The sequence below is a fragment of the Pseudomonas sp. USTB-Z genome (assembly GCF_019691255.1).
Taxonomy (GTDB): domain Bacteria; phylum Pseudomonadota; class Gammaproteobacteria; order Pseudomonadales; family Pseudomonadaceae; genus Aquipseudomonas; species Aquipseudomonas alloputida.
On the sequence record NZ_JAECZP010000022.1, the window covers coordinates 1 to 20,023 of the forward strand.

Below are 20,023 nucleotides of genomic sequence, written 5' to 3' on the forward strand. Positions count from 1 at the left end.
CAGCGGCCCCAGCGATCTATGCATGATGCCGAGATCCTGGGGCCGCTGCGCGGCCCTTTCGCGACGCAAGGCCGCTCCCACAGGGATCGGCGCCAGCTTTTAGAAATTGAGCAAGACAGTTGCTCCCACAAGGGCCACCGACTCTTCATGAATAGCCGAATCATCAAACCGCTGTGCACGGTCATCGCCTTGTTGGTCGGCGCCGTAATTCTCTGGCAGGCCTACAGCGCCTTTCAGGCCCGCTACCTGCGCCCGTTCGACAACCAGGCCACGCTGTTCGACGGCAGCCAGTTACAGCTACCTGCCGAGCTGGCCGGTGCTGGCCCGATCCGTGTCGTGCATTTCTGGGACCCGGCCTGCCCATGCAACGTTGGCAACCAACAGCACCTGGGCGACCTTATCAGCCAGTTCGCTGGCCACGACGTTACCTTCCATGTGCTGCAAAAGCCCGGCAGCCACGGCCAGCTACCGGCCAATATCGGTAGCTTGCAACCCATCACCCACCTGCCCGGCAGCGAGCACCTGCCTGCGTCCCCGGCCGTGGCCATCTGGGACCGGCAAGGCCGCCTGGCTTATTTTGGCCCCTACAGCGAAGGTGCTGTGTGCAACGCCAGCAACAGCTTCATCGAGCCAATCCTCAAGGCTTTGCTCGACGGCCGCCAGGTCAACGCCTCCAATACCCTGGCGGTAGGCTGCTACTGCCCTTGGTCGGGCTGACGGACCCTCGCCGGGTTACCCACCACCGTCGCGCCCGCGGGCACATCCCGGGTCACCACACTGCCGGCGCCGACGATAGCGTTATCACCGATGGTCACCCCCGGCAGGATGATCGCCGCACCGCCGATCCACACGTTGTCGCCGATGGTCACCGTCCGCCCACTCTCCAGCCCGCTGCGCCGCACTTCAGGATCGAGCGGATGGTCGGCGGTGTAGATCTGCACGTTGGGGCCGATCTGACAGTCGTCGCCGATACGCACCGGCACCACGTCGAGGATCACGCAGTTGAAGTTCATGAAAGTATTACGGCCAACGCTGATGTTGTAGCCGTAATCGCAATAGAACGGCGGGCGAATCACCGCGCCTTCGCCAACCTGGCCAAAGTGCTCCACAAGCAGCCCGTGGCGTGCGTCGTTGAGCAGTTCGACACTGTTGTTGTAGCGGTGCATCCAGTGTTTGTTGGCGATCTGCTCGGCCTGCAGTTCAGGGCAGCCAGCGTGGTAGAGCTGGCCGGTGAGCATTTTGTGTTTTTCGCTGAGGGACATGGAAACTCCTTCCTGGGGCTATGCTCTGTTCGCGAATCCGCCGATGATCGGACCACATTTTTCGTTTGAATGCACAAGGAGTCTGAATGAAGCGCAGCCTGACCCTGCTGGCGGTGGTAGTCACCGTTTCCGCTGGCGCCGCCGGTTACTGGTACATGCAGGGGAAGCTGCCGCAGCGCGAGGGCGAGGTCGCCATTACCGGCCTGCAAGCGCCGGTCAGCGTGCGCTACGACGCCCGCGGCGTGCCACACCTGCAGGCACAGAGCGAGCCGGACCTTTACCGTGCACTGGGCTACGTGCATGCCCAGGACCGGCTGTTCCAGATGGAGATTTTGCGCCGCCTGGCCCGTGGCGAACTGGCTGAGGTGCTCGGCGACAAGCTGCTGCCCACCGACACCCTGTTCCGCAGCCTGCGCATACGCGAGCAGGCCGCGCTGATGGCCAAGCGGCAGGATCCGCAGGCGCCGGCATGGCAGGCCCTGCAAGCCTACCTCGAGGGGGTCAACAGTTGGCAGGCCAGCCACCCCAAGCCCACGGAATTCGACCTGCTCGGCATCACCCCGCGCCCGTTCACCGCCGAGGACACGCTGAGCATCGCCGGCTACCTGGCCTACAGTTTTGCCGCCGCGTTCCGCACCGAGCCAGCGCTGACCTACATCCGCGACCAGCTGGGGCCTGACTACCTGAAAATATTCGACCTTGGCTGGCAACCCGAGGGCGCACTGGGCACGCCACTGGCCGCTGCCGACTGGCAAAGCCTGGAAGCACTTGCGCGCTTAAGCAATGATGCACTGGGCGACGCCGGCATCCCGCAGTTCGAAGGCAGCAACGCCTGGGCGGTCGCGGGTAGCCGCACTCGCAGTGGCAAACCGTTGCTGGCTGGCGACCCGCACATCAGCTTCGCCGTACCTGCGGTGTGGTACGAGGCCGAGCTGTCAGCGCCCGGTTTCAATCTCTACGGCTATTTCCAGGCTCTCAACCCGTTCGCTCTGCTCGGCCACAACCGTGATTTTGGCTGGAGCCTGACCATGTTCCAGAACGATGACGTCGACCTGATCGCAGAAAAGACCAACCCTGCCAACGCTGACCAGGTCATGGTCGATGGCCAGTGGCGCACACTGGAAAAGACCGAGCAGCAGATTGCAATCAAAGGCGAGCAACCGGTCACCATCAACCTGCGCCGCTCACCCCACGGGCCAATCGTCAACGAAGTCCTCGGCGCCACGGCAGGGGCCACGCCGATTGCCATGTGGTGGGCGTTCCTCGAAACCGAGAACCCGATCCTCGAAGGCTTCTACCAGCTCAATCGCGCCGACACCCTGGGCAAGATGCGCGAAGCGGCTGCCAAGGTGCAGGCGCCGGGGCTGAACTTCGTCTGGGCCAATGCCCGCGGCGATATCGGCTGGTGGGCGGCGGCAAAACTGCCGATTCGCCCGGACGGTGTGAACCCGGCGTTCATCCTCGACGGCGCCAGCAGCCAGGCCGACAAACCCGGCTTTTACCCCTTCAGCGTCAACCCGCAACAGGAGAATCCGGCCAGCGGTTATATCGTCTCGGCCAACTACCAGCCACCCGCCGTGGTGCCGATACCCGGCTACTACAACCTCGCCGACCGCGGCCGCCAGCTCGATCGCCAGCTGGCCAACCCGGAGGTGAAATGGGACATGCAGAACAGCCAGGCGCTGCAACTCGATACGGCCAGCGATTACGGCCCGCGCACCTTGGCACCGCTGCTAGCGACGTTGCGTCAGATCGCCCAGGGTGACGAGGAAAAGGAACTGGTCGAGCAGCTGGCTGCCTGGCGCGGCGACTATCCACTGGACTCAACCAGTGCCACGCTGTTCAACCAGTTCCTCTATGCGCTGGCCTATGCCGCGTTGCATGACGAATTGGGCGATACCTGGTTCCCGGTGCTGATCAGCACCCGTGCCATCGATGCCGCGCTGCCGCGTCTTGCCGCCGATGCCGAGTCGCCCTGGTGGAACACCCGCGGCGCCAACCAGCGCACTGACCGCAGCTCGATCGTGCGCGAAGCCTGGCAGAAGAGCCTTGGCCACTTGCGCGACACCCTCGGCAAGGACCCAGCCAGCTGGCAGTGGGGCAAGGCCCATACCCTGACCCACAACCATCCGCTGGGGGTGAAAAAGCCGCTGAACCTGCTGTTCAACGTTGGGCCGTTTGCCGCACCGGGTACTCATGAAGTACCGAACAACCTTTCGGCGAAGATCGGCCCGGCGCCATGGCCGGTGACGTACGGGCCGTCGACGCGGCGGCTGATCGACTTTGCCGATGCCGGGCAGGCGCTGACCAGCAACCCGGTTGGGCAGAGTGGCGTGCCGTTTGACCGGCATTACGCGGACCAGGCTGAGGGGTATGTGCAGGGGCAGTATCAGAAGGCACAGATGGGGGTAATACCGGCGCAGAGTACCTTGCGATTGGTGCCAGGGCCGTAAGGGGCTGCCTTGCTCAAAACCCAAAAGTTTGCGCGAGCACTGTAGGGATTTAGCCGCGAACACCGGCGCAGCCGGTGCCATGCAGCGCGTTGGATTCTTCGCGGGTAAACCCGCTCCCACAGGGATCGCGCCAGCTTTCAGAGATCCCAGCAATGAAAACGCCGACACAAAGGTGTCGGCGTCGGGTCATGCAAGGTGAAGCAAGCGCATCAGAACGCCGGCAGCACCGCACCCTGGTACTTCTTGGCAATGAATGCCTTCACTTCAGGGCTGGTCAGGACCTTGGCCAGTTTCTGGATGGCTTCGCTGTCCTTGTTGTCCGGGCGGGCAACCAGGAAGTTCACGTACGGCGAGTCGGCACCTTCGATCACCAGCGCGTCCTTGGCCGGGTTCAGGCCGGCTTCCAGGGCGTAGTTGGTGTTAATCATGTCCAGGTCGACCTGGTCCAGCACACGCGGCAGCATGGCCGATTCAAGCTCGCGGAACTTCAGCTTCTTCGGGTTCTCGGCAATGTCCTTTGGCGTGGCCAGGGCGTTTTTCGGGTCTTTCAGAGTGATCAGGCCAGCCTTCTGCAGCAGGATCAGGGCGCGGCCGCTGTTGCTGCCTTCGTTAGGGATGGCAACGGTGGCGCCCTCCTTCAGCTCGGACAGGTTCTTGATCTTCTTCGAGTAACCACCGAACGGCTCGACGTGCACACCGATCACGGTTTCCAGGTGGGTGCCCTTGCCTTCGTTGAAGCTCTTCAAGTACGGCAGGGTCTGGAAGTAGTTGGCATCCAGACGCTTCTGGTCCACCTGCACGTTCGGCTGTACGTAATCGGTGAAGACCTTGATCTGAAGGTCCACGCCTTCTTTTGCCAGGGTCGGCTTGATCAGTTCGAGAATTTCGGCGTGCGGTACCGGGGTAGCGGCAACCACCAGTTTCTCGGCAGCAGCGGCCAGGCCGGAAAACGACAGGGCAGCAGCCAGGGCAGTGGTCAGCAGGGTCTTCTTCATGGTGGTCCTTGTTCTGAATCTGGGCCATCGACGATGGCAAATCGGGTGCCCAACCGGTTCACCAGTGGGCGTGAGGCGGACGATACCCAAATTTTTTATTCCGCAACAATATCTTTTACTTAGCTGCTTATTCCAAAAACACAATACCATCAGCCTCTTTACCCATGAGCGATGTCTAACGCGAGGGGTCAGGCAGTTCGAGATCCTCTGGCAGGATCTCTTCGCCGTCATTGACCAGCAAGGCAAAGTGGATGACGTTCTCCAGTTCGCGGGTATTGCCCGGCCAGAAATGCGCCTCCAGCACCCGCTGCGCCGCCTCGCTCACCAAGGGCAGTGGCCGTTGCAGGCGCACGCTGTAGATGCCCACGAAGTACTCGGCCAGCGGCAGGATATCGCCCGGCCGCTCGCGCAGCGGCGGCAGCTCCAGCGCGCCCTCGCGCAGATACTGGTACAGGCGCTCGTTGAAGCGCCCTGCACGTACTACACGGGCCAGGTCGATGCTGGTGGCGGCTACCAGGCGCACATCCACCGGCTGTGGCTGCTGCGCGCCCACCCGAGTGACCTCGCGGTTTTCCAGGGCCGCCAGCAGCTTGCCCTGGATGGCCAACGGCAAGTCGGCAATCTCGTCCAGGTACAAGGTGCCGCCGCTGGCCGAACCGAACCAGCCGGCGCGGCTGCTGGCCGTACCGCCATGGGTGCCCGCGCTATAGCCAAACAGCTCGGCATCGGCGTAGGTGGGGCTGATGGCCGCGCAGTTGACCGACACGAACAACCCTCCACGGTCGCTGGTACGGTGAATCTGCCGGGCCAGCAGCTCCTTGCCGGTGCCGGTTTCGCCACGGATCAGCACTGGCAAAGGTTGTAGCGCCAGGCGCTCAAGGTCCTCGCGCAGCTGCTGCGAGCGCGGGTCGATGAACACCAGCGCCTTGGCACGAATGCTCAGCGGGCTCTTGTCCAGCTCGGGGAAGGTCAGTAGCGGCTGGCCGAACGGGTTTTGAAACGTCATGACGAACTCCCGCCCCAGGCCCGTAATGGCCAGGCGTCAGGCAAAGGGTGAACAGTAAGGGCGATCAGGCGCGGCGCAGTGCACGCTGCTCGATCCGGCTCTGCAAGCGATACAGGTAGGCGAAGCCTTGTTCCCAGCGCTCATGACCGGACTTGACGTTGATGTGCCCGGCATTGCTCAGCAAACCCGCTTCGGCGCCCCATGCCTGGGCCAGGTACAGCGCCCGTGGCACGTTCACGGCCGGGTCGTTGTCCGAGCTGACGACCTGGCTAGGGAACGGCAGCACCTCGGTAGGGATCGGCGCAAAGTTGCGCAGCACGGGTGCGCACGTGGGCCGTTCGACATCTGCCGGCGCCACCAGCAGTGCACCACGCACCTGCCGCAGCAAGGCTGGGCTTGCCTGCGCTGCCCAATGGGCGACAGTGATGCAACCAAGGCTGTGGGCAATCAGGATCACCGGGGAGCGGTCGGCGGTAATCGCCTGCTCCAGCGCGTGCACCCAGTCCTGCCGCTGCGGGGTGAGCCAGTCTTGCTGTTCAACCCGAGCACTGTTGGGCAGGGTGCGCTGCCAGTGACTCTGCCAATGGTTGTCTGGCGATCCTTGCCAACCCGGCACAATCAGGTAGCGAATCGACTCATTGCGCATGGGGACGCCTCCAGTAAGTTTGCGTGCTTGGAGACAAGTATAGGGAGGACGAAATATTCGTAAAGGAATAAGAAGATATTTATTAATACCCATAGGGCATAACAAGTACGCTACCGCCACTCGCTTGTAAAAGGCTGTAAAGCTGCCCTGTCAAACGTTCAGGCAAGAAAAACCCGGGACCATGCCCGGGCTCTCTTTTCCTTGTGCGAATCAGATATCCGCCACCTTCTGCCAAACCTTCGGCCGGAAGAACAACGTCTCTCCCCGCGCCAACCCGGTCAGGCTGTCATGGTCTTTCACCACCTCGGCCTCGATCAGCTCGCTCTGCCCTTCCACCTTCAAGGTCACCCGCGTGGTCGCGCCCAACGGCCGAATGTCGCGCACCTCGGCCGCATGGTGCCCTTCGGTCTCATGCCGCGACAGCGACACCTCGTGCGGGCGAAACAGCACGTGATGCCCTTCGCTCAAGGCCAGGCGGTTGGAGTCACCGAGGAAGTGGTAGACGAAATCGTTGGCCGGCTGATCGTACACCTCACCCGGCGAGCCGATCTGCTCGATCACGCCCTTGTTCATGACCACGATGCGGTCGGCTACTTCCATGGCTTCTTCCTGGTCGTGGGTAACGAACACCGACGTCAGGTTGATATCCTCGTGCAGCCGCGCCAGCCAGCGCCGCAGCTCTTTTCGCACCTTGGCATCCAACGCACCGAATGGCTCGTCCAGCAGCAGCACCTTCGGCTCCACCGCCAGGGCACGGGCCAGGGCGATACGCTGACGCTGGCCACCGGAAAGCTGCTCGGGGTAGCGGTCGGACAGCCAGTCCAGTTGCACCATGTTCAGCAGCTCATGCACCTTCTCGGCAATCTTGCTCTCGCTTGGGCGCTCGCCCTTGGGCTTCATGCGCAGGCCGAAAGCAACGTTGTCGAACACGCTCATGTGGCGGAACAGCGCGTAGTGCTGGAACACGAACCCGACGTTACGGTCACGCACGTCATGGCCGGAAACGTCCTCGCCATGGAACACGATGTTGCCCTGGTCCGGGGTTTCCAGGCCGGCAATGATGCGCAGCAGGGTGGTCTTGCCGCAGCCGGACGGGCCGAGCAAAGCCACCAGCTCGCCGCTGTTGATGTCCAGGTTGATAGCGTTCAGGGCCTGGAAGCTGTTGAAGCGCTTGCTGACGTTACGAACTTCGATCGACATGAATCATTCCTCCGCGGCGCTATGGCGCAGGCGGTTAATACGGTTCTCGCTCCACTGCTTGAGCAGCAGGATGAAGAGCGCCAGGATCAGCAACAGGCTGGCCACGCTGAAGGCTGCGACGTGGTTGTACTCGTTGTAGAGAATCTCCACATGCAGCGGCAAGGTGTTGGTCACGCCACGGATGTGGCCCGACACCACCGACACCGCACCGAACTCGCCCATGGCCCGCGCGGTACACAGCACCACGCCGTAGATCAGCCCCCATTTGATGTTCGGCAGGGTCACGTGCCAGAACATCTGCAAGCCGTTGGCACCGAGCAGCCGTGCAGCCTCCTCCTCCTGCGTGCCTTGCTCCTGCATCAGTGGGATCAGCTCACGGGCCACGAACGGTACGGTAACGAAAATGGTCGCCAGGACAATGCCCGGCAGGGCGAACACGATCTGGATATCGTGGTCCTGCAGCCATGGCCCGAACAGGCCTTGCGCGCCGAACATCAGCACGTAGACCAGGCCGGCGATCACGGGTGACACCGAGAACGGCAGGTCGATCAGGGTGACCAGGATGCTCTTGCCACGGAAGGTGTACTTGCTCACGCACCAGGCAGCGCTTACGCCAAACACCAGGTTCAGCGGCACCGAGATAACCACGGCAAGCAGGGTCAGCTTCAGCGCCGACAACGCATCGGGTTCGAAGATCGCCTCGAAGAAGGTGCCAAAACCGTTCTTCAGCGCCTGCGATACCACGATCACCAGCGGTAGCAGCAGGAACAGGGCGAACACCAGCCAGCCAAGGCCGATCAGGATACGCCGTGACGTGGCGCTGCCACGGCGGGCGGCGTTGGCTGCGGCACTTGCACTCAGGGATGAACTGGACATGCCGGCCTCCTTCAAGGGGTTTCGATGCGGCGCTGCAGCAGGTTGATCAGCAGCAGCAGGATGAAGGAAACCACCAGCATCAACACGCCGATGGCGGTCGCGCCGGTGTAGTCGTACTGGTCGAGCTTGACCATGATCAGCAGCGGCAGGATCTCGGTCTTCATCGGCATGTTGCCAGCAATGAAGATCACAGAACCATACTCGCCCACGCCACGGGCGAAGGCCAGGGCAAAGCCGGTGAGCCATGCCGGCAGCAGGGCCGGCGCCAGGATGTGGCGGAACACCTGCAATGGCTTGGCCCCCAGGCAGGCTGCGGCCTCTTCCACTTCACGCGGGATGTCGGCCAGTACCGGCTGCACCGTGCGCACCACGAACGGCAGGGTCACGAAGGTCAGTGCCAGGGTGATGCCCAGCGGGGTGTAGGCGATCTTGAAGCCCAGGTCGGTGGCGAACTGGCCGACCCAGCCCTGCGGCGCGTACAGGGCAGTCAGGGCGATACCGGCAACCGCGGTCGGCAAGGCGAACGGCAGGTCGATCATCGCATCGATGATCTTGCGCCCAGGGAAGGTGTAACGCACCAGCACCCAAGCCAGCAGGGTACCGATCACACCGTTGATGATGGCGGCGAACAGGGCGGTGCCGAAGCTCAGCTTGAGCGCAGCGATCACCCGCGGCGCACTGATGATGGTCCAGAACTGCTCGAAGGTCAGCTGCGAGGCATGGATGAACATGGCCGCCAGCGGTATCAGCACGATCAGGCTGAGGTACACCAAGGTGTAGCCCAGCGTCAGCCCGAAGCCGGGTATGACGGGGGAGATGCGACGCGACATAAATATCCCTGGTTGAACGCACTCAGCCCGGAAACAATCCCGGGCCGGTGCAAGCTTTTGTATCCTGGGGCTGCTTGGCAGCCCATTCGCGACACAAGGCCGCTCCCACAGGGGACTATGGTTCCTTGTGGGGGAGGCCTTGTGCCGCGAATGGGCCGTAACGCGGCCCCGATTTCCTTTGGCCCTTACTGTGCCTGATAGATCTGGTCGAACACACCGCCATCATTGAAGAATTTCGGTTGTGCAGTCTTCCACCCACCAAAGTCCTTGTCGATGGTCACCAGCTCCAGTTTCGGGAACTGCTTGCCGAACTCCGCAGCGACCTTCTCGTCACGCGGGCGGTAGAAGTTCTCGGCGGCAATTTTCTGCCCGGCCGGGCTGTACAGGTGCTTGAGGTATTCGGTGGCAATCTCGGTATTGCCCTTCTTCTCGGCGTTCTTGTCGACCACGGCCACTGGCGGCTCGGCCAGGATCGACAGCGACGGCACGACGATGTCGAACTTGTCGGCACCCCCGTCTTCCTTCAGGGCCAGGAAGGCCTCGTTTTCCCAGGCCAGCAACACGTCGCCCTGGCCATTGTTGACGAAGGTGATGGTCGAACCACGGGCGCCGGTATCCAGCACCGGTACATGCTTGAACAGCTCCTGCACATAGGCCTTGGCCTTCTCTTCGCTACCGCCGGCCTTCAGGCCGTACGCCCATGCTGCGAGGAAGTTCCAGCGCGCACCGCCGGAGGTTTTCGGGTTCGGGGTGATGACCGACACGTCCTTCTTGATCAGGTCGCCCCAGTCCTTGATGCCTTTCGGGTTGCCCTTGCGCACCAGGAACACGATGGTCGAGGTGTACGGAGTGCTGGCGTCAGGCAGGCGGGTCTGCCAGTTCTCGGGCAGTGTCTTGCCAAGCTTGGCCACTTCGTCGATGTCACCGGCCAGGGCCAGGGTCACCACATCAGCACGCAGGCCGTCGATCACCGCACGGGCCTGCTTGCCCGACCCTCCATGGGATTGCTGGATTTTCACCTTGTCACCCGGATGGGCCTGTTGCCAGTGTTTGATGAACTCAGCGTTGTACTGCTGGTACAGCTCACGGGTCGGGTCGTAGGACACGTTGAGCAGTTCGTAGTCCTTGGCGATGGCGGAACCGGCAAAAACAGCACTGGCCAGGGCGGCGAGCGCATAACGGCGGATGGACATGGTGAAGCTCCCGATTGGCATTTTTCTAGTTTTGGATGTTGTGGCGCCGATCAGCCGGGCTTGTTGCCGGGCTGTTGCAGGCGGAACTTCTCCTTGCGCTCGATCTGTACGACCTGAGCGTTGTGCACGGTGATCTCCACCGCACCGAAACGCAGGTCGCGCAAGGCGCTCTGGATTTCACGCAAGATGGTGGCTTCGTCCTGACCGTCGATGCTACGCAGAGATGCACTCATGCTCGTTCTCCTTGGAGTGAGGGCGCCGGGCAGAGGTTTGAAGGGGATTTGCGCCTGGCTTGAGGGCAATAGTAGTGAGGCGGGATTATTCTTAAAAATACTGTTTAAGAATTTTTATATAACCATTTAAAAGCACACGCCCCTTGTAGGAGCGGGTTTACCCGCGAATACGGTGGTCGATGCACCATCGCATTCGCGGGTAAACCCACTCCTACAAGGGGCCATATGGGCCTTCAGGCGTGTTTCTGCGGCTCGCGGATCTTGTACCAGGCCACGTACAGCGCCGGCAGGAACAGCAGCGTCAGCAAGGTCGCCACGATGATCCCGCCAATCATGGCGTAGGCCATGGGGCCCCAGAACACCTCGCGTGCAATCGGGATCATGCCCAGGCTAGCCGCCGCCGCGGTCAGCAGGATCGGCCGGCGCCGATGGTTGGTGGCCTCCACCACCGCATCCCACGGCGACAAGCCCTGGGCTTCGAACTCGTCGATCTGGGTCACCAGAATCACCGAGTTACGAATGATGATGCCCGCCAGCGCAAGGATGCCGAGGATCGCCACAAAGCCCATCGGCGTACCCGTAGGCACCAGCGCCAGCACCACGCCAATCAACCCCAGCGGCGCCACGCTGACCACCAGGAACAGCTTCTGCACGCTGTGCAACTGGATCATCAGGAAGGTCGCCATCAGGAACAGCATCAGTGGGATGACCTTGGCGATCGGCCCCTGGGCCTTGCTGCTTTCTTCAACCGTACCCCCCGTGGCCACTTCGTAACCGACCGGCAGCTTGCTGCCGAACTCGTCAATTTTTGGCTTCAGTTGGGCGACCAAGTCAGTGGGCTGGATCTCGCCATTGACCGAGGCCTTGATGGTGATGGTCGGCTTGCGGTCGCGGCGCCACACCAGCGGCTGTTCCAGTTCGTAGCGCACGGTGGCGAACGACAGCAGCGGGATCGACGTGCCGTTAGGGGTAAGAATTTGCAGGTTCTGCAGGGTATCAGGCGAGCCACGTTCGCTGTCTTCGGCGCGCGCGACCACATCGACCAGGTAGATGTTGTCGTTGACCTGGGTGATCTGCACGCCACTGACGATGCTGTTCATCACATTGGCAACATCTTCGGACGACAGCCCCAGCTGGCGTGCCTTGTCCTGGGCAATTTCCACGCGCAGCACCTTACCCGGCTCGTTCCAGTCGTAGATCATCTCACCGATGTGCTCGTTCTGGTCGAGCAAGGTGGCCAGCTCGATGGCGTGTTTGCGCACCTGGTCGATGTCGGCACCGCTGACCCGGTACTGGATCGGCCGGCCTACCGGCGGGCCCATCTCCAGCGATTGCACGTTGGTGCCGACGCCGACGAACTCTTCGTGCAGGATCTTCTGCAGGCGGTCCATCATGGCCTGACGCTCTTCGAAGCCCTTGCTGACAATCACCAACTGCGCGTAGTAAGGGTTCTGCAACTGCTGATCGAGGGGCAGGTAGAAGCGGATCGCGCCCTGGCCGATGTAGGTACTCCAGTGCACCAGGTCCGGATCGTCCTTGATCCGTGCCTCGAAGCGGTCGACCACCTTGCGCGTCTCCTCGATCGAGGCGTTCTGCGGCAGGTTGAGGTCGACGAGAATTTCCGGGCGGTCCGAGGACGGGAAAAACTGGTTCTGCACAAAACGCATGCAGAAGATCGACAGGGCAAACAGCACCACGGTGCCGATGATGGTCAACCAGCGGTTGCGCATGCACCACAGCAACCCGCCTTCAAATGCCCGCCCGACCCGGCCAGGCTCAGCCTCGTGAGCCTTGAGCTTGTCGCCTTTGAGAATATGCACGCCAAGCACCGGCGCGAAGAACACAGCCACCACCCACGACACGATCAGGGCCACGGCAATCACCGCGAACAGGGTGAAGGTGTATTCACCCGCAGAGCTGGCGTTGAGGCCGATAGGCACGAACCCGGCCACGGTCACCAAGGTGCCGGTAAGCATGGGGAAGGCTGTGGAGGTGTAGGCGAACGTCGCCGCCTGCTCCTTGCTTTCACCCATTTCCAGCCGCGTGACCATCACCTCCACGGTAATCATCGCATCGTCCACCAGCAGGCCAAGTGCAATGATCAGCGCACCCAGCGAAATCCGCTGCATGGTGATGCCGCTGTACTCCATGAATACGAACACCATGGCCAGCACCAGTGGGATCGAGCAGGCCACCACCAGCCCGGCGCGCACGCCAAGACTGACAAAGCTCACGGCCAGCACGATCACCACCGCCTCGAACAGCGCGCTGGTGAAACCGCCGACCGCCTGCTTGACCACCACGGCCTGGTCAGAAACGGTGTGTACACCGACACCCACCGGCAGATCCTGGACCACCTGGTCCATGCGCTTTTTCAACGCCGCACCGAACACTTGGATGTTGCCGCCGGCCTTCATGCCGATGGCCAGGCCAAGGGCTGTCTGGCCGTTGTAACGGAACATTGGCGAGGGCGGGTCGACATAGCCGCGCTCGATGTCGGCGATATCAGCCAGACGGAAGAAGCGGTCGTTGATCCTCAAGTTGACGGATTGCAGGTCTTTTTCCGAGGCAAACTGCCCGGACGTGCGCACCGAGATGCGCTCCGGGCCGGCCTCGATCATGCCGGCCGGCGTCACCGCATTCTGTGCTTGAAGTGCCTGCATTACCTGGCGCTGGTCAATGCCCAGGGCAGCCAGCTTGCGGGTGGAGAAGTTCAGGTAAAGCACTTCGTCCTGGGTGCCGACCAGCTCGATCTTGCCGATGTTGGGTACATCGCGGACCTCGGCCCTTGCCTGTTCCACGTAGTCCCGCAGTTGGCGCAGCGTCAGGCCGTCGGCGGTAAAGGCATAGATCGAACCGAACACATCACCGAATTCGTCGTTGAAGCCCGGCCCCTGGATACCGGCAGGAAATTCGCCACGAATGTCCTGGATCTTCTTGCGCACCTGGTACCAGATTTCCGGGATGTCCTTGGCCTTGGTGGTGTCGCGAAGATACACGTAGACCGTGGACTCGCCGGGGCGGGTGTAGCTTTTGGTGTAGTCGAGTGAATCGAGTTCCTCGAGCTTCTTCTCGATACGGTCGGTGACCTGGTAGAGGGTTTCGTCCTGGGTCGCACCGGGCCAGCGGGTCTGGATGACCATGGTTTTGATGGTGAACGACGGGTCTTCCTCACGGCCCAGGTTGAAGTAGGAAAAAATCCCCATCAACAGGCCAACGAACATCAGGTACCAGACGAACGATTGATGCTTGAGCGCCCAGTCGGACAGGTTGAAGCTTCCTTTCATTGCGCATCCTCGTCGAAGATGACCTTCTGGCCAGGCTTGAGGCTGTTGACGCCGGCAGTGACCACACGCTCACCGGGCTGCACGCCGGCGCTCAGTACGATGCTGTCATCGGTGCGGTCGATCAGCGCCACGTCACGGGTGGCCACGGTCTTGTGCTGCGTATCGATCACCCACACCTGGGTCTTGCCGTCGCGCTCGAGCAAGGCACTCAAGGGCAGTTCGCTGCGCGGGGACACTTCCGAGCTAAGGGTCACACTGATGGCGGTGCCAAGGTGAAAGGCCGCCGGTGTGCTGGCCAGGGTCAGGCGAGCACGGCGGGTCCGGGTGGTGGCATCGGCCTGGGGCTCCAGTTCGCGCAGGCTGGCCGTGGTGTTGATGGTCGGGTCCAGTTGCGAAGCAACGGTGAAGGTCAGGCCTTTGCTCAACTGCTCGGCCAGATCGATCGGCAGGTCGATTACCGCTTCCTTCACGTCTGGCCGGGCCAGGGTCACCACGGCTTGCCCGGCGGTAACGGTTTGCCCGGCTTCGGCCTGCCACGCAGTAATCACGGCAGCGTGGTCGGTACGCAGGGTGCTGTAGTCGAGCTGGTCGCGGGCCTGGCTGACGGCGGAGCGCGCCTGCTCCAACGCCGCACTGGTGGTTTTCAGGTTGGTCTGGGCAATATCCAGCTGTGCCTGGGCGCCTACCCCACGGTCATACAACTGCTGCTGGCGACGGGCATCGGCCTGGGCGTTGATCCACTGTGCCTGCACCTTGGCCAGATCGCCTTCGGCGGCGCGCAGCTGGTTCTGCTGGTCGGTGGGGTCCAGGGTGGCCAAAGTGTCGCCCGGTTTCACCTGGGCGCCCACGTCCAGCCAGCGCCGGGCAATGCGCCCGGAAACCCGGAAGCCCAAGGTGCTTTCGAAGCGCGCCTGAATACTGCCGGCGAAGCGGCCCAGCTGTGACTGCACCTGGGGTTCGACCTTGACCGACAGCACTGGCCGGATCGCCTCTGGTGCCTCTTCTTCGCTACTGCAACCGACCAGCAGCACTCCGGCCGACAGCATCAGCAGCAGACGCTTCATAGCTCACCCCCTGGGCCCTTGGCGTCGACCTTCTGTACCTGCATGCCGGGGTGCAGCAACTGGCCGCCATTGACCACTACGGTCTCGCCGGCTTTTAGGCCGCTGGCGACCACGATCTTGCCGGTGAGGTAACGGCGGATTTTGACTTTGCGCAGTTCCACCTTGTCGCCCTCGCCCACCACCCACACGGCAGGCTCATGCAAGGCCTTGGTCAGCGCCGACCATGGCAGCTCGATGCTGGGCCGACCCTGGGCATTGGTGGTGGCAGTAACCGGTGCCCCCAATTGCATCCCGGGCGGCACGTCCTTGAGCCCCACCTTGACCTGCACGGTGCCGCTTTGCGCCGACACGGTGGGGGTGATTTCACGTACGAAGCCACGGGCCTGGACCTTGGGATCGTCCAGCAGGCTCACGACTACTCCGGCATCGCTGGGCGGCGCCACCAGCAGCGATTCGTAGACGTTGAACACCGCATCGCGGTCGCCATCGACGGCCAGGCTGAAGATCGGCATGGTCGCCTGCACCACTTGGCCAACCTCGGCCTGGCGCTCGGTGATGACCCCGGCGGCCTCGGAGACCAGTGCGGTGTAGCTGAGTTGCTCGTTGGCATTGGCCAGTTGCGCCTGGGCGGCCTTGAGTGCGCTCTGGTTGCTGCGCAGCGCGGCTTCGGCAGCATCGTATTCGCTCTGGCTGGTGTAGCCCTTGGGCAGCAGTTTTTGCTGGCGCACGAAGGCCGCACTGGTCTGGGTAACGCGCGCCTGCGCGGCGAATACTTCGGCCTTGGCCGAATCGACATTGTTCTGCAGGTCTTTCGGGTCCAGCCGGGCCAGCACCTGGTTGGCCTTGACGTGATCACCTACGTCGACGCTACGCGAAATGATCTTGCCGCCGACGCGGAATGACAAATCGGTCTGCACCCGTGCCTGTACGTCGCCGGTCAGGGTGACCCTGGCAGCGAAATCGGTGGGTTGTACCTGCTGCACCCCCACCCGAGGCAGCGTCTTGGGGACCTCTTCCTTGCTACAGCCGGTGAGCATGTACAACAACCCCAGACAGATGACCGACAGCGGACGCATCAACGCCATGCTGGCTCCTTGCTTGCGCACAAATGATTTGTGGGATGCGACTGTGAGCGTAGTTCAGGGTTCGATAAACATCACTGGCGGGGGCCATGCTGGCATTTTTGGTGCCTGTGGGGGCCTCTTCGCGGGCACGCCCGCTCCCACAGAGAGAGCGCACTATTTGAGACCTGCGCGGTACCTGTGGGAGCGGGCGAGCCCGCGAAGAGGCCTCCACAGCCAGGTATCAGTATCTGCCATATCCAGAAACCATCGGTCTTCTGCCATCCCCGCTCCAACCGCTACCTTTCACGGGGAGGCTCACATTCAAGGAAGATCAAAATGCCGTTAGCCGAATCCCACCGACTGCGCCGCGGGCGCTTCTCCGAGCCTGGCAGGCTCTACATGCTGACCACCATCACGCATCAACGCAAACCACTGTTCCGCGACTTCCACCATGCCCGTCTGGTGGTCAAACACCTTCGGGTCTCAGATGACATTCAGGACTGCCAATCGTTGGCCTGGGTAGTGATGCCGGACCATCTGCATTGGCTGATCGAGCTGAAAGAAGTGACATTGGGAACGCTGATGCGCAAGTTCAAATCACGCACAGCGATTGCCTTGCGCAAGGCCGGTGTCGGGCACAAGCCGATATGGCAATCGGGTTACCAGGACCATGCGCTGCGGCGGGAAGAGTGTGTGGTTCATGTAGCCCGGTACATTGTTGCCAATCCCTTGAGGGCTGGATTGGTCAGAAGTATCAGGGACTATCCACATTGGGATGCGGTATGGCTTTGAATCGGTGCTGGAGCCTTCGCGGGCATGCCCGCTCCCACAGGGCTCACCACAACCCTGAAGGCTGTGAGGTCCCTGTGGGAGCGGGCGTGCCCGCGAAAGGGCCAGGTCAGGCCGACGCAGCCACCGGCGCCGGGCGCTTGACTTGCGGCTGCGAAGCGTTGGCTGCAGCACCCTCTTCGATCGCCTGCTGAATCGCCTTGCGACGACGCTCTTCGGCCTGGCGGCTGAAGTACCAGACGAAGAAGGTCACCAGCGATACCGACAGCAAGATCAGGCTGGCCACGGCGTTGATCTCCGGTTTCACACCCAGGCGCACCGCCGAGAACACTTCCATCGGCAAGGTGGTCGAGCCAGGCCCGGAGACGAAGCTGGCCAATACCAGGTCGTCCAGCGACAGGGCAAACGACATCATGCCGCCCGCCGCCAGCGATGGCGCGATCATCGGGATGGTGATCAGGAAGAACACCTTCCACGGCTTGGCACCCAGGTCCATCGCCGCTTCCTCGATCGACAGGTCCAGCTCACGCAGGCGAGCCGACACCACCACCGCCACATACGCCGCACAGAACGTTGTATGGGCGATCCAGATGGTGACGATACCCCGCTCCTGCGGCCAGCCGATCATCTGCGCCATGGCCACGAACAGCAGCAACAGCGACAGACCGGTGATCACTTCGGGCATTACCAGCGGCGCAGTGACCAGGCCACCGAACAGCGTGCGGCCCTTGAAGCGGGTGACGCGGGTCAGCACGAAGGCCGCCAGGGTACCCAGCGCCACTGCCGCCACCGCCGTGTAGCAGGCGATTTCCAGCGAGCGCATCACCGAACCCATCAGCTGGGTGTTGTCGAGCAGGCCGACGTACCATTTGATCGACCAGCCGCCCCACACCGTCACCAGCTTGGAGGCGTTGAACGAGTAGATCACCAGGATCAACATCGGCAGATAGATGAACAGCAAGCCGAGCACCAGCATCAGCTTGGAGAAACTGAAGCGTTTCATGCGCGGCCCTCCATCTCTTTGGCCTGGCTACGGTTGAACAGCAGGATCGGCACGATCAGGATCGCCAGCATCACCACTGCCAGGGCGGATGCCACCGGCCAGTCACGGTTGTTGAAGAACTCCTGCCACAGCACTTTACCGATCATCAGGGTTTCCGGGCCACCCAGCAGTTCCGGGATCACGAACTCGCCCACCACCGGGATGAACACCAGCATGCAGCCGGCGATGATGCCGTTTTTCGACAGCGGTACCGTGATCTTCCAGAAGCTGTTGAAGGTGCTCGAACCCAGGTCGGATGCAGCTTCGAGCAGGCTCGGATCATGCTTCACCAGGTTGGCGAACAGCGGCAGGATCATGAACGGCAGGTACGAATAGACCACGCCGATGTAGACCGCCAGGTTGGTGTTGAGGATCTGCAACGGCTGGTCGATCAACCCGGTCCACAGGAGGAAACCGTTGAGCAGGCCGTTGTTGCTGAGGATACCCATCCAGGCATAGACGCGGATCAGGATCGCGGTCCAGGTTGGCATCATGATCAGCAACAGCAGGACCGTCTGGGTCTCCTTCTTGGCGTTGGCAATGGCGTAGGCCATCGGGAAGCCGATCAGCAGGCACAGCAGGGTGCTGAAGAACGCCATCTTCAACGAACCCAGGTAGGCCGAGAGGTACAGCTCATCCTCGGTCAACAGCCCGTAGTTGGCCAGGTTGAGGACCAGCTGGATCTTGTCTTCGACGTAGGTATAGATCTCGGTATACGGCGGGATTGCCACGTCAGCTTCGGCAAAACTGATCTTCAGGACGATGAAGAACGGCAGCATGAAGAACAGGAACAGCCAGATGAACGGCACGCCGATCACCAAGTGCCGCCCCTCCGGGACCAGACGCTGGAAGGCTCGCTTGAGCTTGCGCAGTTTCATGACCGCAGTACCACGCCGCTGTCGTCTTCCCACCATACGTACACTTCATCGCCCCAGGTCGGACGGGTACCTTGGCGCTCGGCGTTGGCGACGAACGACTGCACGACCTTGCCGCTCGGCAGCTCCACATAGAACACCGAGTGGCCCCCGAGGTAGGCGATGTCGTGGATCTTGCCGCGCGACCAGTTGTGCTCGCAGGTTGGCTGCTGGGTGGTGACCAGCATCTTTTCCGGGCGCAGGGCGTAGGTGATGTGCTTGTCTTCCACCGAGGTGGTGATGCCGTGGCCCACGTAGATCTTGCGCTCCAGCTCCGGGCTGGCAATGATCGCGTAGCCTTCGGCGTCGTCGACCACGTCACCTTCGAACAGGTTGACGTTACCGATGAACTCGCACACCAGGCGGCTGGTAGGTGTCTCGTAGATGTCCACTGGCGAGCCGATCTGGGCGATCCAGCCCAGGTGCATGATGGCGATGCGCTGGGCCATGGTCATGGCCTCTTCCTGATCGTGGGTCACCATCACGCAGGTTACACCCACGCGCTCGATGATCTCGACCAGCTCCAGCTGCATCTGCGAACGCAGTTTCTTGTCCAGTGCACCCATCGGCTCGTCGAGCAGCAGCAGTTTGGGGCGCTTGGCCAGCGAGCGGGCCAACGCCACACGCTGACGCTGGCCGCCCGACAACTGGTGCGGCTTGCGCTTGGCGTACTGGGTCATGTGCACCAGCTTGAGCATCTCGGCCACGCGGGCATCGATCTCGGCCTTGGGCATCTTGTCCTGCTGCAGGCCGAAGGCGATGTTCTGCGCCACGGTCATGTGCGGGAACAGCGCGTAGGACTGGAACATCATGTTGATCGGCCGCTCGTACGGCGGCATGTCGGTGATGTCGACGCCATCGAGGAAGATCCGCCCTTCGGACGGGCGCTCGAAGCCGGCCAGCATGCGCAGCAAGGTGGACTTGCCGGAACCGGAGCCGCCCAGCAGGGCAAAGATCTCGCCCTTGCGGATTTCCAGGGACACATCGTCCACGGCTACCGTTTCGTCGAACTTTTTCGTGACCCGGTCGATCTTGACCAGCACCTGCTTGGGTTGCTGGCCACCCTCGAGGGCTTTTTTATAGGCACCGGAGGCAACTGCCATGAGTGAAACTCCCAACAAGATTTTTGTGCCCGCGTGGCCTGTTCTACGGTGCCGTCGCGGGTCTGG

Annotated in this window: 18 protein-coding genes; 3 read left to right on the forward strand and 15 right to left on the reverse strand. The window is 62.1% G+C overall.

The genetic code is table 11. The annotated features are described in order from the left end of the window. Positions 1 to 147 precede the first annotated feature (147 nt). Entirely contained in the window at positions 148 to 717 is a 570-nt protein-coding gene (locus tag I8746_RS21515) for a DUF6436 domain-containing protein (protein WP_010955693.1), read from the forward strand. Here the strand turns inward: I8746_RS21515 and I8746_RS21520 are convergent. Beyond that, positions 696 to 1,262, reverse strand: coding sequence for a sugar O-acetyltransferase (locus I8746_RS21520; RefSeq protein WP_012054030.1), 567 nt, complete (start codon positions 1,260 to 1,262; stop codon positions 696 to 698). The genes I8746_RS21515 and I8746_RS21520 overlap by 22 nt on opposite strands. An 86-nt stretch (positions 1,263 to 1,348) precedes the next feature. Here I8746_RS21520 and I8746_RS21525 point away from each other — a divergent pair, with 86 nt between their 5' ends. Continuing rightward, on the forward strand, positions 1,349 to 3,715 hold the full coding sequence (locus I8746_RS21525; RefSeq protein ID WP_014754769.1) for a penicillin acylase family protein: 2,367 nt from the start codon (positions 1,349 to 1,351) through the stop codon (positions 3,713 to 3,715). A gap of 209 nt (positions 3,716 to 3,924) precedes the next feature. Here the strand turns inward: I8746_RS21525 and I8746_RS21530 are convergent, their stop codons facing one another. From I8746_RS21530 to I8746_RS21580, 11 genes are all read right to left on the reverse strand, one after another. Continuing rightward, positions 3,925 to 4,710, reverse strand: coding sequence for a MetQ/NlpA family ABC transporter substrate-binding protein (locus tag I8746_RS21530; RefSeq protein WP_221101044.1), 786 nt, complete (start codon positions 4,708 to 4,710; stop codon positions 3,925 to 3,927). A gap of 175 nt (positions 4,711 to 4,885) precedes the next feature. Then, positions 4,886 to 5,716 (reverse strand): sigma 54-interacting transcriptional regulator, encoded by an 831-nt coding sequence (locus I8746_RS21535; protein WP_012054033.1) that lies wholly within the window; start codon positions 5,714 to 5,716, stop codon positions 4,886 to 4,888. A 64-nt stretch (positions 5,717 to 5,780) separates the two neighbouring features. Next, positions 5,781 to 6,362, reverse strand: a complete 582-nt coding sequence (locus I8746_RS21540) for an alpha/beta hydrolase (RefSeq protein ID WP_221101045.1) — start codon at positions 6,360 to 6,362, stop codon at positions 5,781 to 5,783. 210 nt (positions 6,363 to 6,572) lie between these two features. Continuing rightward, the gene (locus I8746_RS21545; protein WP_003248965.1) at positions 6,573 to 7,562 is read right to left on the reverse strand and encodes a sulfate/molybdate ABC transporter ATP-binding protein; all 990 of its coding nucleotides are present in this window, start codon (positions 7,560 to 7,562) and stop codon (positions 6,573 to 6,575) included. A 3-nt stretch (positions 7,563 to 7,565) separates the two neighbouring features. Next, positions 7,566 to 8,438 carry a sulfate ABC transporter permease subunit CysW gene (gene cysW, locus I8746_RS21550; RefSeq protein ID WP_012054036.1) on the reverse strand — a complete coding sequence of 291 codons (873 nt, stop codon included), beginning with the start codon at positions 8,436 to 8,438 and terminating at the stop codon, positions 7,566 to 7,568. 11 nt (positions 8,439 to 8,449) lie between these two features. Further along, entirely contained in the window at positions 8,450 to 9,268 is an 819-nt protein-coding gene (cysT, locus tag I8746_RS21555; RefSeq protein WP_003248961.1) for a sulfate ABC transporter permease subunit CysT, read from the reverse strand. A 185-nt stretch (positions 9,269 to 9,453) separates the two neighbouring features. Then, positions 9,454 to 10,461: a sulfate ABC transporter substrate-binding protein gene (locus I8746_RS21560; RefSeq protein ID WP_221101046.1), complete on the reverse strand. Its 1,008-nt coding sequence runs from the start codon at positions 10,459 to 10,461 to the stop codon at positions 9,454 to 9,456. Between the two features lie 50 nt (positions 10,462 to 10,511). Beyond that, positions 10,512 to 10,694 carry a sulfur starvation response protein OscA gene (gene oscA / locus I8746_RS21565; RefSeq protein WP_003248957.1) on the reverse strand — a complete coding sequence of 61 codons (183 nt, stop codon included), beginning with the start codon at positions 10,692 to 10,694 and terminating at the stop codon, positions 10,512 to 10,514. 233 nt (positions 10,695 to 10,927) lie between these two features. After that, entirely contained in the window at positions 10,928 to 13,981 is a 3,054-nt protein-coding gene (locus I8746_RS21570) for an efflux RND transporter permease subunit (protein ID WP_012054038.1), read from the reverse strand. Further along, complete coding sequence (locus I8746_RS21575) at positions 13,978 to 15,045, reverse strand: efflux RND transporter periplasmic adaptor subunit (RefSeq protein WP_012054039.1); 1,068 nt, start codon at positions 15,043 to 15,045, stop codon at positions 13,978 to 13,980. Before I8746_RS21575 ends, I8746_RS21570 begins: the two co-directional genes overlap by 4 nt. Further along, entirely contained in the window at positions 15,042 to 16,130 is a 1,089-nt protein-coding gene (locus tag I8746_RS21580; RefSeq protein WP_012054040.1) for an efflux RND transporter periplasmic adaptor subunit, read from the reverse strand. Before I8746_RS21580 ends, I8746_RS21575 begins: the two co-directional genes overlap by 4 nt. A 315-nt stretch (positions 16,131 to 16,445) precedes the next feature. Between I8746_RS21580 and I8746_RS21585 the strand changes: the two genes are divergently transcribed. Further along, positions 16,446 to 16,901, forward strand: coding sequence for an REP-associated tyrosine transposase (locus tag I8746_RS21585; RefSeq protein WP_012054041.1), 456 nt, complete (start codon positions 16,446 to 16,448; stop codon positions 16,899 to 16,901). A gap of 106 nt (positions 16,902 to 17,007) precedes the next feature. On the opposite strand, the gene I8746_RS21590 is transcribed toward I8746_RS21585, so the two are convergent. The 3 genes from I8746_RS21590 to potA are packed head-to-tail and all read right to left on the reverse strand — an operon-like array spanning position 17,008 to position 19,957. After that, on the reverse strand, positions 17,008 to 17,901 hold the full coding sequence (locus I8746_RS21590) for an ABC transporter permease subunit (RefSeq protein ID WP_012054042.1): 894 nt from the start codon (positions 17,899 to 17,901) through the stop codon (positions 17,008 to 17,010). After that, entirely contained in the window at positions 17,898 to 18,818 is a 921-nt protein-coding gene (locus I8746_RS21595; protein ID WP_003253736.1) for an ABC transporter permease subunit, read from the reverse strand. Before I8746_RS21595 ends, I8746_RS21590 begins: the two co-directional genes overlap by 4 nt. Continuing rightward, positions 18,815 to 19,957, reverse strand: a complete 1,143-nt coding sequence (potA, locus tag I8746_RS21600) for a polyamine ABC transporter ATP-binding protein (protein WP_010955706.1) — start codon at positions 19,955 to 19,957, stop codon at positions 18,815 to 18,817. Before potA ends, I8746_RS21595 begins: the two co-directional genes overlap by 4 nt. Positions 19,958 to 20,023: the final 66 nt, after the last annotated feature.